The sequence below is a fragment of the Paenibacillus sp. VMFN-D1 genome, from assembly GCF_003386155.1.
GTDB classification, from domain to species: domain Bacteria; phylum Bacillota; class Bacilli; order Paenibacillales; family Paenibacillaceae; genus Paenibacillus_AQ; species Paenibacillus_AQ favisporus.
In genome coordinates this window covers 177,091-189,358 of record NZ_QRDU01000003.1, presented here as the reverse complement: position 1 = coordinate 189,358, position 12,268 = coordinate 177,091, and the positions used below count along the sequence as shown (strand labels likewise).

The 12,268-nt window shown below is 53.6% G+C and carries 12 protein-coding genes; 6 read left to right on the top strand and 6 right to left on the bottom strand.

The window, feature by feature from the left end; genetic code table 11:
• Positions 1–43: 43 nt before the first annotated feature.
• On the top strand, positions 44–2,026 hold the full coding sequence (locus C7820_RS21885; protein ID WP_116232843.1) for an FUSC family protein: 1,983 nt from the start codon (positions 44–46) through the stop codon (positions 2,024–2,026).
• Positions 2,027–2,123: 97 nt separating this feature from the next.
• On the opposite strand, the gene C7820_RS21880 is transcribed toward C7820_RS21885, so the two are convergent.
• The 5 genes from C7820_RS21880 to C7820_RS21860 form a co-directional block, all read right to left on the bottom strand.
• Positions 2,124–3,302: an NAD(P)/FAD-dependent oxidoreductase gene (locus C7820_RS21880; RefSeq protein WP_116232842.1), complete on the bottom strand. Its 1,179-nt coding sequence runs from the start codon at positions 3,300–3,302 to the stop codon at positions 2,124–2,126.
• Between the two features lie 39 nt (positions 3,303–3,341).
• A complete protein-coding gene (locus C7820_RS21875) occupies positions 3,342–3,773 on the bottom strand; it encodes a helical membrane plugin domain-containing protein (protein WP_076172788.1) in 432 nt (143 codons plus the stop codon).
• 449 nt (positions 3,774–4,222) lie between these two features.
• Entirely contained in the window at positions 4,223–4,741 is a 519-nt protein-coding gene (locus C7820_RS21870; RefSeq protein WP_076172789.1) for a CcdC family protein, read from the bottom strand.
• Between the two features lie 124 nt (positions 4,742–4,865).
• Positions 4,866–5,432 (bottom strand): TetR/AcrR family transcriptional regulator, encoded by a 567-nt coding sequence (locus C7820_RS21865; RefSeq protein ID WP_116232841.1) that lies wholly within the window; start codon positions 5,430–5,432, stop codon positions 4,866–4,868.
• On the bottom strand, positions 5,432–6,157 hold the full coding sequence (locus C7820_RS21860) for an MBL fold metallo-hydrolase (RefSeq protein ID WP_076172791.1): 726 nt from the start codon (positions 6,155–6,157) through the stop codon (positions 5,432–5,434). Before C7820_RS21860 ends, C7820_RS21865 begins: the two co-directional genes overlap by 1 nt.
• Before the next feature lie 601 nt (positions 6,158–6,758).
• On the opposite strand from C7820_RS21860, the gene C7820_RS21855 reads away from it, so the two are divergent.
• On the top strand, positions 6,759–7,355 hold the full coding sequence (locus tag C7820_RS21855; protein ID WP_105445719.1) for an RNA polymerase sigma factor: 597 nt from the start codon (positions 6,759–6,761) through the stop codon (positions 7,353–7,355).
• On the top strand, positions 7,312–8,943 hold the full coding sequence (locus C7820_RS21850) for a DUF4179 domain-containing protein (protein ID WP_147306296.1): 1,632 nt from the start codon (positions 7,312–7,314) through the stop codon (positions 8,941–8,943). Before C7820_RS21855 ends, C7820_RS21850 begins: the two co-directional genes overlap by 44 nt.
• A 99-nt stretch (positions 8,944–9,042) precedes the next feature.
• On the opposite strand, the gene C7820_RS21845 is transcribed toward C7820_RS21850, so the two are convergent.
• Positions 9,043–10,029: a putative RNA methyltransferase gene (locus C7820_RS21845; RefSeq protein WP_116232839.1), complete on the bottom strand. Its 987-nt coding sequence runs from the start codon at positions 10,027–10,029 to the stop codon at positions 9,043–9,045.
• 426 nt (positions 10,030–10,455) lie between these two features.
• Here C7820_RS21845 and C7820_RS21840 point away from each other — a divergent pair, with 426 nt between their 5' ends.
• From C7820_RS21840 to C7820_RS21830, 3 genes are all read left to right on the top strand, one after another.
• Complete coding sequence (locus C7820_RS21840; protein WP_076172795.1) at positions 10,456–10,893, top strand: RrF2 family transcriptional regulator; 438 nt, start codon at positions 10,456–10,458, stop codon at positions 10,891–10,893.
• Between the two features lie 163 nt (positions 10,894–11,056).
• A complete protein-coding gene (locus tag C7820_RS21835) occupies positions 11,057–11,857 on the top strand; it encodes an N-acyl homoserine lactonase family protein (RefSeq protein WP_181909154.1) in 801 nt (266 codons plus the stop codon).
• 116 nt (positions 11,858–11,973) lie between these two features.
• Positions 11,974–12,252, top strand: coding sequence for a DUF2277 domain-containing protein (locus C7820_RS21830; RefSeq protein ID WP_076172796.1), 279 nt, complete (start codon positions 11,974–11,976; stop codon positions 12,250–12,252).
• Positions 12,253–12,268 lie beyond the last annotated feature (16 nt).

Genomic DNA, 12,268 nt, shown 5'->3' with positions numbered 1-12,268 from the left:
CAATAAATATAGTACATGGTAAACCGGGAGCGGCCTTACAGGTGTGGGGCTGCTCTTTTGGCATGATCAGGTGCGGAAGGGGGGGATCCAAGTTGGGATAACGAAAAAGCATCGCCTGTTTTTATCGCAAACCATCAAACAAGCCTTTGAGATGAAGAAGGCTGCGCTCCCGTGGAACCGGGCTTTATGCGCCGGCTTGTGCATTGGCCTGCCATCCCTGATCGGATTTTGGCTTGGCCAATTTTCGTACGGGATGCTGGCAGGAACAGGCGGTTTCGCCTATCTGTACGTGGCGAGCGAGCCGTATGCGTTAAGGGCCAAAAAAATTCTGTTTGCCGCCCTGGGCCTGACGTTCTCTGTGGCAGCGGGAACGCTGCTGGCTCCCTACCCGCTTCTTGCCGCCTTTGTTCTGGGCTGCATCGGGGCAGCGGCGTCCTACCTGTTCGGCGTGCTGAAGTTTAAAGGTCCGGGGGCGTTATTCTTCGTGCTTAGCTTCACGCTGGCCACGGGGATGCCACCCGATCCATCCCAGGCGTTCCTCCGCGGCGGCTTGGTGTTTCTAGGCGGAATGCTGGCCTGGTGCTTTGCCATGGCCGGCTGGCTGCTTCGGCCGCACGGTCCCGAAATCGGTGCCGTCCGCCAGCTGTATCTCGACCTGGGCTCCCTATTGGATGGTGCGGGCACCCTGGAATACAGCCGGGCCCGGCATCAGACGCTGCTGTCCATGTACAGCGCGGAAACCACGCTCGCGACTGGCGGATTCGATCGGCGAAGCGATGCAACACCGCGCCGGTTGTCGCAGATGTACTCGCTTGCGCACCACATTTATCTGATGACGGACAAAATTCCGTTGGCCATGGGGGAGAAGCTGCCGCCCGAGCTCAGCGCCGCCGTCAGAAGGGCAGGGGAAGCGTGCGGGCAGCCGGATGCATGGGTTCGAACGCCGCTGCCGGACGACCCGGATCCCCGCATCCGGGATCTGAGGGACCTTGTTGGGCAGCTGGATGCTATTTTTAGCAATGCGGAACCCGAGGGGGAGCAGGACCGCCACAAGCTGACCCGTACGCCGGTGCGAAGCATCCTGGAGGGCAATTTGGATAAGGACTCGATCGTATTTCTGCAGGCGATCCGGTTCGGTGTCATTCTGATGGTGGCTGCTGCTGCCGCGTATGCGTTTCAGCTGAACCGGTCTTACTGGGTGCCGCTCTCCTGCGCTTCGGTGATGCTCGGCGCCACCGTCATCGCCACCTTTCACCGGGCGATTCAGCGATCCCTCGGAACGATACTCGGCATCCTCATCGCGAGCGTGATATTGTGGACCCACCCGGAGGGCTTCGTCGTATCCATAGCGATCATGCTGTTCACCTTTTTTACGGAACTGCTGATTGTGCGCAACTACGCCCTGGCTATGCTGTTCATCACGCCCAACGCGCTGCTGATGGCGGAGACCAATACCCGGATACATAACTTCGGCTATTTTGCCGGCGCTAGGCTGACCGACGTGCTCGTCGGCAGCGTCATCGGCCTGATCGGCGTGCTGCTGGTCGGCAGCCGCTCGGCTTCCAGCCGGATTCCGTACCTTCTCAGCCGGACGATCCGCAGCCAGGCGCAGTTTCTGGCGTTGCTGTTCATTCGGCAGCCTGCGAGTGCCGCAGCGAGGCTGAGCCTCATCCTCCAGCAGCGCTCCATGCGGCGGCACCTGTCCAATCTGAGGACGGTGTACCAGACCGCGCTCGGCGAGATTCCGCGCAGCGAGGAGGAGCTGGAGAAGCTGCTGCCCGTCATCTGGTCGCTGGATCAGTTCGGGTACGTGCTGAACTCCTACGCGCTGAGCGCCCTCCGGCCCGTCCTGCCTGACCAGGAACTGGGAGCGGTGCTGCTCCATCTCGAGAAAATGGCCCAGTCCGCAGAGCAGCGGCGGGAGACGGAAGAGGGGCCGGAGGGAACCGACGGGCTGGAGCTGCCGCTGGTGCCGGATATCGAGCAGGAGCTCGCCGATCTCCGGCATGCGCTGAACGGCAGGTGAGCGGGCACCAATCCCAACAAAAAAACAGCCCTCTTCCATGGCAAATGCCTTGGAAAGAGGGCTGTTTGGTTTAATGCGTCAAACGATGGTTTACAGATTAGTAAGCCAACGTGTAGAGAGCTTTGATGTGGGACAGGTAACGGATGTTACTTGCTTCCTTCATCAGGGATGCAGGCAGGCCTTTGAGGGCCGTGTTGCTTTCGCCGATGGTAGCCACGGCATCTTTACGGCCAAGGCTTGCAAGCGTACCGGAGTTCACCGGAGCAAATGTTTCGAACGCATGGTTTTCGAGCAGGGCATACAGGTTGTAGCCGATCAGCTCGCCCATTTGCCAAGCGATTTGCGCGGTTGGCGGTTGTGGACGTCCGCTTGGATCAAATACAACGGCGCTGTCCCCAGCCACAAACACGTCCGGATGGGAAGTGGATTGCAGGAATTCGTTGACGGTAGCGCGTCCGCGGTTCACTTCGAGGCCGGATTCGCCTACGAGCGGGTTGCCTTGCACGCCGCCGGTCCATACGAAGGTGTTGGTTACGATCTTTTGACCGTCTTTCAGGTCAACCACGTTGCCTTCCACGTTTGTTACAGGCAATCCTGTCAGGAAGGTTACGCCGCGTTTTTCCAGACTGCTTTGCGCGCGCTCGATGAGCGGGTCAGGCAGTACAGGCAGGATTTTAGGGCCGGCTTCAACCAGAAGCAGCTTCACTTCGGCTGGATTTACGCCGTATTTTTTAGCCAGACCAGGCATGATATCAGCGATTTCGCCGACAAGCTCAACGCCGGTCAAGCCGCCGCCGCCGATGAGGATTGTTGCGTCAGCTTCGTTTTTGGTTTTGGAGTATTCACGGATGCGGTCTTCGATGTGCTTATGAATGTTCAGCGCGTCTTCAGCAGACTTCAGCACGAAGCTGTACTGCTCGAGCCCTGGAATGCCGAAGTAAGCCGTTTTACTTCCGAGTGCGACAACCAAAGCGTCGTAAGACAGGCTGGAACCGTCGGAAAGTTTGATTTCTTTGCTGTCTACGGAGAAAGAGTTGACCGTTGCGATCTTCAGGTCGACTTCTTTGCCCTTGAACAGTTTTTCGAGCGGCATAGCGATCGCTTTCTCAGCAATGCTGCCTGCAGCCAGACGGTGCAGCTCGGTAATGATTTGGTGCGTAGGGTATTGGTTCACGACCGTAACCCGTGCTTGATCTTTGTTCATATATTTGCGTACGGTCAGAGCGGCAAGCAAGCCGCCGTAACCGGCACCCAAAATGACAATATGTTTTGACATGGTTTTTCCTCCGTCCTTACTGGTTAGATGTATAAAAGATTATTGTTGTTTTGCTTTTTCCGCAGAGATTTGAAGGTAAGCGTTCAGGAACCGGAAGATTTTTTGAGCTTGCGGATCCTTCAGCATTTTAAGCAGACCAAAAAGACCGATCACTTCGTTGCTGTCTTCAGCGCGGTCTTTCGCTTCGATGACAGTAGCGGCGATGTTCTTCACCGAATGCTTCACAGGCTCCACAATTTCGGTGATCGCGCCGACGGTGTCGCTCTTCAGCACTTTGTCGGTAGCGACGGTTTGAGCGAAGTCATAAGACTTTGTCAATAGATTCACAAGCTCAGTCAGCTTTGGAAGCTGGTCGACCAGAATCGTAAGGGATTCCTGCACCTCAGGTTTGAGCAGCTGGTCCAGCACGTCGTTTTGTTCCTTGCCGACAGACACGTTTTGTGTCTCTTGTTCAGAAATTGCTTCTGACATGTCCATTTCTCCTTTGCGTAAGCAGTTGTGCTTAAGTATTTTTATAATGAAAAGGAGCTCATAGACTCCCTTCGAAGGAGTATCTACAAGCCACAAGACCTTTTCCGTCCGAAAAGGCCTAGTCACTATCGTCCTCCTAATGTTAACATAAATGATCGTAAAAAGGACCACTTTACGAAAGAAATGTGAAAAAATATACATGGTATCGCCGCCATCGATTGGAAAAGAGCTTGCAGGCCGGGCGTCCAGCGTAGCGGACCCGCTTGTTTCATTCGTTTTAAGCATTTTCCAAACGGCCTAGCGCTATGCATTGGCGGGTTTATTTTTTGAGGAAATCTTCTGATATCAAAAAAGCCAATCTCCTTATCTTAAGGAAATTGGCTTATCGTTTGCCTCGGGCAGGAAACCCTGCGTGGAAGACGTTATTTGGCTTAATATCAATCATGGGATCATTCCGCCGGATTTAAGGGATCGGATACCGAATCTACGGCAGCGGGCGCATATTTCCGGTACTGTCTCAGCATGAAAATCCGCCAGCGGAGGATCATGCCAAAGGCCAGAATGAAAAACAGGGCGCCGGTCTGCGGAATCGATACATATTCCTCAATCACCTGGTGCAGCAGCATGCGGACGGCAAGCAGGGCGAAGAGAATAATGATAAAGCTCTTGGAGCGCTGCGCAAAGACCTGTCCCCCGCTTACTTCAAATTTGGTGCTGCGTATCAGCGGATAGGAGAACAGGAACCAGCCGACTAAAAAGGCGATGAGCGCCCACCACAGCGGGATTCTCACAGCCGGGGCGACGAACATCAGGAAACCGGTCGCCATGCCCATCGGCGGAATTAATATTTTCTTTATCGTAACGGGTCTGTGGCTCGCCTTGAGACGGATGAATATGGTCATCAGGGCCAAAACCAACGTCCCCACGGTCGTTCCAATTTGCAAATACAAGGGACTGATATGAGGCACGTCAAGGACTCCCCTCTTGTCAATATCATTTATCACATCTAATAGTATATCACACAATTAGAGAAGTAAACTTGAACGTCATATGACATCTTTACCTGGCCTTGAGGGCAAGGCTGCCGGGCGGTTATGTGCCGGATTCCAGTCCTTTCAGAAAGGCTCTCATGACAAAATGCAGGCTCTCGTCAAAATCCAGCTTCATCTGAAAGCCATTGTTCTGTTCCAGGGAGGCGAAGCCGTGCAGGAGGCTCCGCAGACCGCGGATCGTATGCAAGGTGTTCTGTTCCCCGAGACCGTAGGGTTCGAGAACCCGAATAAAGATGCTCAACAGCTGCTCACCCAGCTTAGCGGTCTCCGGGGAATCCGACGCTTCGATTTTGTAAAAGGCCTCATAGAGGCCGGGGCGCTGGCGGGCAAATGTCAAGTAGCTTGTGCTCAAGCTCAGAATCGCTTCCTCGCCAGATTTGCCGATGACCGCATCGCGCATCAAATCGACCAGATGCTGCATGCAGTAGGCGGCAAGCGCACTGCGCAGGTCCGGCAGTCCGTTCACATGGTTATACAGGGAAGGGGAGCGGACGCCGAGCTTCTGGGCCAAAGCGGACAGCGTCAGGTTATCCAATCCGGCTTCATCGGCCAGTTCGGCCGCGGCAATCAGCAGGGTTTCGCGGTCAAGCCCCATGCGGCGCACCATTAGACCGCCCCCTTCTTCAGGGCCTCCTCGGCCCGGGAAATGGCGACAGCCATCTTATCGGTCGGCTGCGGAATCATTTTGCCGTGGCCGACCGCCAGCCAGGTCGGATTCAGACCGGCCAGCCGTTTGGCGCTGGCGATGGAAGTGGCCTTGCTCCAGGTGGCCATCGCCGGGAAAGGGAACAGCGGCTGCATATGGCCGGATACGGCCAGCGCCGCGCGGGTCTGAAAGGCGTCGCCCGCGATGAGTACGCCGCTGCGCGTGTCGTAGAACGCCATATGTCCCGGCGTGTGTCCGGGGGAGGCGACGGCCAGCAGCGACCCGATGCGGTCTCCGTCTTCCAGCAGCACGTCAGGCTTCGTGGTGACCTTGCCCGGGGCGGGGATGTCTCCGCGGACCTGCTCCTGCGGCTCGCCGGGTTCGAGCTCCTTGCTGCCTGCAAGGAGGCGGCTGTCGCGGCGGGAAATATAAGTCGTCACTTGAGGAAGAGCCGCCTTCAGCAGGTCGAATGCCCCGATATGGTCGCCATGCGCATGAGTAAGAACGATCCTTACGATCGGTTTGCCTAAGCGGGCGGCGGCTTGCTGGATGCCTTTTATGCTAAAAGGCATACCGGTATCAATTAGGGTCAACCCGTCTTCTTCTTCAACGAGATACACATTAACGGGAAACAAGCGGGGCATAAAAGCAACCTGGGTTACTTGCTGAACGGTCGTCATTTTCATGGATAACTCCTCCTCAAACTAATCATATTAGTATAATAACTAATGACATTAGTTCTGGCAATACCCAATTTAAAATTAATTAGCGGATATGTGGAAAAGGCTTGGTAAACATGTGGTGAACAACATGTACTGAGAAACGTGTGGGATTAAGGACACGAGGTTATGAGGGTATGAGGGTGTGGGATACGAGGACATGAAGGTAATATGAGACACGAGGTACAAAAGATATACGATACACAGTACACATGAGATAAAATGAAATTAAAGGATAAAAAAGCGTTTTCAATCAGGAAGATTTATACTATAATACCTATTGTAAACCCTTTCATATGTCTAATCTGATTTGGAGCTCCTTCGCTGAAGGGCTCATTTTTTTTTGTGTTTATGGGGATTTTGACTCCGGAAATCCCTCTCGAGTCCGCCGCTGTGATGTTCAGTGTGGCGGACTTTTTTGCGTCTGATGGGTAGTCGGGGAGAGTTGAGACAATCTACTTTGGCATCTGTTCGACCGATGGGCAGATGTTTTTTCCAGAAAGTGAGAGCATTCGTCCTCATATGCCGTCTATAGAATCAGATGGCTATTAAAGCAGGGAGGATCGTCATGATAGACCCGAAACGGGAAAGCATGCTGATCGAGCAGGTATTGGCGGGGCGCAAGGAAGTCTTTGCCGAGCTGGTCGATGCGCATAAAAACAAAATATACGGTCTGCTCCGGAGTATGGGGGCGGGTCATCAGGATGCCCAGGATTATACGCAGGAGGCTTTTGTCAAAGCGTACCGCAAGCTGGCCAGTTACCGCCTGGAATCGAGTTTTGCGTCCTGGCTGTATACGATCGCGGTAAATGTGCTGCGGGATGCGGGAAGGCGGAAGTCGTTTCCGCAGGCCCCGGAGGAAGAAGCGTACCAGGCGGTACGGGATGAGAACACGCCAGAGAGGGCTCTCCTTCGCAAGGAAGCTCGGCAGGAGGCTTTGCAGTTAGTTCGGGAACTGCCGGAACAATACCGTCTGGTGTTTCTGCTGCGGTACACAAATGAGCTGAGCTATGACGAAATCGGCAGCGTCACGGGCCTGACGGTGGATCAGGTTCGCAATCGGCTGCACCGGGCCAGAAAGCAGCTGCAAAAAAAGCTGAAAGGAAAGGAGGGGATCAGCCGTGAAATGCTTGAATCGTGCTCAGATGGAAGAGTTCATTCTTGAAGAAGCGTCTGCTGGGGCTGGGTTAACTAATCATGTGCAGAACTGCTCTCGCTGTCAGGCATTGATGGCAGAAATCCGACAGGAGCAGGAAGCTTGGACCCAGGCGCTGTACCCGGAGCAGTTGACGGATGATTTCACCCGGCAGGTGATGGCTTCCCTGGCTGATGTCCCGATTGAGCCTGCAGTTGAGGAAAACGAGCTGGACACGATTTTGTTAAGGAAAATGGGGCGATCCCCGTTCATACGCCGCGCCGCTCTGGCCGCAGCCTGCTTACTGATCGTCGCCGCCGCACTGACGGTTTACGCCCAGCCTTCGATAGCGGATTGGGTGAGGTCGATATTTGCGAGGGATAATACGGATATTGGGCTGTTGGATTCTCAAACACTCGGACTTGTCCAAAATCCGCATATCAAAGTAAAGGACAAAGGATATACATTAGAAATTAATGAAGTTGTTGTGGATGCGGCCCGGATTATGATGGGAGTCAAAATTACCGACCCGAATGGGAAGCCAGTGGTAAACAAGGTAGACTGGAGCCAAGTTACAGTTAAGGATACCGAGGGCAAAGAAGTGGCAAAGCTTCATTCTTTAGGGGGATCCGCCGTAATTGAAAATGTATCTTCACTTTTCCCGGACGGAGTTCAATCCGATACGCTCACCGTGGAAGGGAAGATCACCCAAATTGGGCGAAAGCTGTTTTCCCATAAGGTCGTTAAGGGGAATTGGAACTTCAAATTTTCCCTGGATATGAAAAAAGCGAATGAACTGACCAAAGTAACACCATTGGATCAGCAGTATACTACACCAGATGGATTACACGTTAAGATGGAACGGCTGGTTCGAACGCCAAGTGCTGTACGGCTGGAGCTATCTACTTCATTAGATGGGAAGCTGGCTAAGCTGGTCCCGGAATCAGGTTTGGAGAATATGCTCCTCATGTACCATTTTGAGGACGAGAATGGAACTGACTTTTCAAGCGTCAATAACCATAGAAGTCCGCATATGGAAACATTGATTGCCCAACAGCCTCAGTTGGATGGAGATACGCTTCACTGGTACTACACGTTTAAGTATCTTCCCTATGACCGCGAGAAGGTAAGGTTTGTTTTGGACGGGTATTCCATTCCTGTGATAAGTGACGATTCGGTGCAATTTCACCCTCTTGAATTGTCTTTGAAGCCTGTAGAGTTTAAAGGGCAAGGGGATTCATTGACCATCAGCAGCATGAAGATTGGCCAAGATCCAAGTTCGCTTGAGAAAGAAATGGTTGGTTTGCTTCATGTGGAAGGAAAATTCAGAAATATGTTTTCCCATGACGAATGGGTGATGAGAGACGAGAAGTCAGGTAGGGAATTCCCCGCAACTTTTAGGGGTTCATATGGAGGATTGAACGAGTTCCAGGACGTCAACGGCGACCCCGGCTTCATCGTCGAAGGCTTAACAACCCTTCCTCAAAAAGCGACCCTCATCCGCAAGGTCACTGACAAGTGGTACACCAATGTCAACTGGTCCTTCGACCTGCCGAAAGGCGAGCCCATCAAGGGGCTGGAAAACGTGAATCCGAAGGATTATTGGGAATCTCCATGACGATTTCTCCGCCCACCCCATAACAGAATCGTTGTATGAAAAAGCCCCTACCGGCCTCTGCTGGCCGATAGGGGCTTTAATGTCGATAAGACCGATCACTTATTCGTTCATTCCGCCGCATAACATTACGTAATCAAAGGTGACACGCAGGGGGCCTTGCCCGGCAGCCCGCTGAATCGCTTCTTCCGGCACGCCCCAGGAGAGCGGGGTCATGCGCAGAAGATGCTCCAAGGCTTCTCCGGCGACGAGCATGTCGTATTCCACATGCTGAACATCCACGCTGGCAAAATTCCTGCCGAACAATTCGGCGGTACGTCCGGTAGCAGGAACGAGCCGTCGGGTGGTGCTGTCGGCAGCAGGAGACGGGCGGTCTATTGTGCATCCGGCGGGAAACACCTCGGCAGGAGATGTCCGGTTTGCAGCCTCACCTTGGAACAAGGCGCGGATTTCCTGCAGATATCGGCTTCCTGGGATGACTTTGATCAACATGCCATCATCCCGGAGTAGGCGCTGGAACTCCTGGTAGTTCGCCGGAGACAAGATGTTCAGGATGACGTCGAACTGCCGGTCGGCAAACGGGCTGCCGGCCAGGTCGGCCGCACACCAGATCGCCGGTGCGCCCGATTTGGCGGCCAGGCGAATCCCTTCTTTGGCGATATCCACGCCCACGCCAAGGATGTCTGGAGCATCCGGCTTCTGCAGGGCAGACAGAATCGCCGCCAAATGGGAGCCCTCGCCGCATCCCGCATCCAAAATGCGTAATTCCCTCGATCGAGAAGGCGCCGTATCCTCAATTTTGTTGCGAATCGCATCGATCAGCGGGTCAAACAAGCCGTGGCGGCTGGTTTCCCGCCGTGAAGTAAACAGGTCTTTGTTGTATTTGGACCGCACGGCGTGCGGAATCAAGTTGATGTAGCCTTCCTTGGACAAGTCAAAACAATGCCGACTGCCGCATATCATGCTGCGAGATCCGTCCATTTGTAATGGGCGGGAGCAGATTGGGCAGCGAAACAGGTGCTCATGCCGGGATATCAGTCCGGTGAGCACGGTTAATTTAGCGTTGTGCACCAAAAACACCCCATTCATTCGTTTTCCGTTTGAATGAAAAAGGCACAGACAAATAAACCCTCGTCAGTATTTTGAAAAAAACGGGGCTTTTGTTATCTGTACCTTACATTAACGGTAACGAATAAACTGAATGATCATGGTTTACACAACCTCTTTCACGCAGAATTTAGGGAGCCTGCAGCCTTAGATCTAAAGGGCAGGATCCCGCTTTAGTATAACAAACTTTTCAAAGCCGGGAAAACATCGCTGGATCTGTCAGGAGAGGAGGTTTAATCCAAGGGGATTTAAGTCAAACTAAGCATACTGGTCCGGAGGAAAAACAGCTCCGGCAGTCTCGTTAACGTCCTTCATTTATTTTTCAACGGAAAACGTTCCAAACCCTGGCAATCCGGTTGACACAAGCAACTGTAAACCATATAATTACAGTAATAAGGGGGAGCGAAAATGAATAGTGAGTTCAACATTGCCGTCCATTGTTTAACCCTTCTTAGCTTGAAAGAAGAACGAATGGCTAACAGTGAAGAGATTGCCAAGAGTGTCTGCACGCATCCGGCACGGATTCGGAAAGTGCTTGGACTGCTGCGCAAACAGGGGTATGTAACGACCAAGGAAGGTGTCGGCGGGGGTTATTTGCTGAATCCGGGCACCGAGAAGGTCACATTGGGTGATTTGTACCGTCTGCTAGCAAGAGGATCCTTGAAGCCGAGCTGGTGTTCAGGCGGAGAGGAGCTGCCTTGCGAAGTGGCTTCCAATATCGAGGGAATTATGGATCAGATATACAGCGGCGGAGAAGCCGCGCTGGAGCGGTATCTGGATGGCATTACGCTGACGGATGTCATAAAGCAGATCGAGGAAGCGGGCAGCGCGGCAAACCCCACGTGATGAACAGAATGGAACGACATGAAGTCCGGCGTAAGCCGGGCTTTTTTGTGCTGTTCCGGAGTGCAGCACGAACCTTCGGGTTCGTATATCACTTTAAAGTGCCTTCTTCCCGAAAATCGCTAAATATTGGATAATGCGTTTAACCGATTTAGGGAGGGGAGTTATGATGAACGATTTTGTTAAGGTAGAAGTGCTTCACACCGGCCGATTGAAATATGACCGCTCGCTCGCATTTAAGGAACTGGACAGCATCCCTCCGGTGAATCAGCGGGGCGAGTCCTTCCAGTCCGAGGTTCCGCTGTCCAGCTATTTGATTGAGCATCCCAGTGGACGGCGCGTTGTCGTCGATGCCGGATGGCATGAGGATATACGAACCCGACCGGAGCAGCACCTGGGTAGCGATTTATGGCAGTTCATCGAATACGATTTGCCTGCCGGCAGCTCTGTCAGGGAACAGCTGCAGGCACGCGGGCTTACCCCGAAAGATATTGATCTTGTTGTCATCAGCCATCTGGATGTCGATCATATCAGCGGCCTTGGGCTGCTGAAGGGTGCGGGGCGTTTTCTCGTCAGCCAGCCGGAATGGGAGTTTGCGGCCGTGAGCCAGGAGGCATGGCACCGGGAAGTGCCCGTAACGCCGTTTGCTCTTGAGCCGATTCCCTACGGCCCGTATCAATCGGGTCTGGATGTATTCGGCGACGGCTTGCTGTATCTGGTTCATACCCCGGGACATACGCCAGGACATTTGTCCATTTTGGCCAAAGTAGAGAAAGGGTGGCTGCTCCTGGCTTCCGATGCTGGGTATGCGGAGAGATCCTGGCAGGAGATGATTCTGCCGGGGATTACGTCGGATCCGGATCAGGCGATGAAATCGCTGCAGTGGGTGCGGGATTTCGCCGGGAGAGAGGAATGCGTTGCGGCGCTGGCCCATCATGAGGCGAAGCCGATTCCTATGCGGTTTTGAATGTCCGGGAAACAGACTTGATGCGGGAGAGAGTATCCCTTTTCTTGGAAAACGGCAGCGGGTGCGTTATATTGGACATAAAACGCATTCGAAAAACATTCCAAAGGAGAAGGGCTATGTGCAGAAATATCAAAACGCTGTTTAATTTTGATCCGCCGGCTACCGATGAAGAGATTCAGGCTGCGTCCCTGCAGTATGTGCGCAAGCTGTCAGGCTTCCAGAGCCCGTCGAAGGCGAATGAGGAAGCTTTTAATCTGGCGATAGCGGAGGTCGCGGCGGCATCCAGGAAGCTGCTGGACTCCCTGGTTACGAACTCCAGTCCCCGTGACCGCGAGATCGAGGCTCAGAAGGCGAAAGAGCGGTCGGCGAAGCGGTTCGGAACGGCAGAGGCGTAAGCGGCGGGGTTAGGCA

Coding starts and splice junctions, on each gene's coding strand:
- C7820_RS21835 (WP_181909154.1), top strand. CDS start 11,057: ATGATGAACGATTTTGTTAAGGTAGAAGTGCTTCACACCGGCCGATTG.
- C7820_RS21840 (WP_076172795.1), top strand. CDS start 10,456: ATGAATAGTGAGTTCAACATTGCCGTCCATTGTTTAACCCTTCTTAGC.
- C7820_RS21845 (WP_116232839.1), bottom strand. CDS start 10,029: ATGAATGGGGTGTTTTTGGTGCACAACGCTAAATTAACCGTGCTCACC.
- C7820_RS21855 (WP_105445719.1), top strand. CDS start 6,759: ATGATAGACCCGAAACGGGAAAGCATGCTGATCGAGCAGGTATTGGCG.
- C7820_RS21865 (WP_116232841.1), bottom strand. CDS start 5,432: ATGGTGCGCCGCATGGGGCTTGACCGCGAAACCCTGCTGATTGCCGCG.
- C7820_RS21860 (WP_076172791.1), bottom strand. CDS start 6,157: ATGAAAATGACGACCGTTCAGCAAGTAACCCAGGTTGCTTTTATGCCC.
- C7820_RS21880 (WP_116232842.1), bottom strand. CDS start 3,302: ATGTCAAAACATATTGTCATTTTGGGTGCCGGTTACGGCGGCTTGCTT.
- C7820_RS21830 (WP_076172796.1), top strand. CDS start 11,974: ATGTGCAGAAATATCAAAACGCTGTTTAATTTTGATCCGCCGGCTACC.
- C7820_RS21875 (WP_076172788.1), bottom strand. CDS start 3,773: ATGTCAGAAGCAATTTCTGAACAAGAGACACAAAACGTGTCTGTCGGC.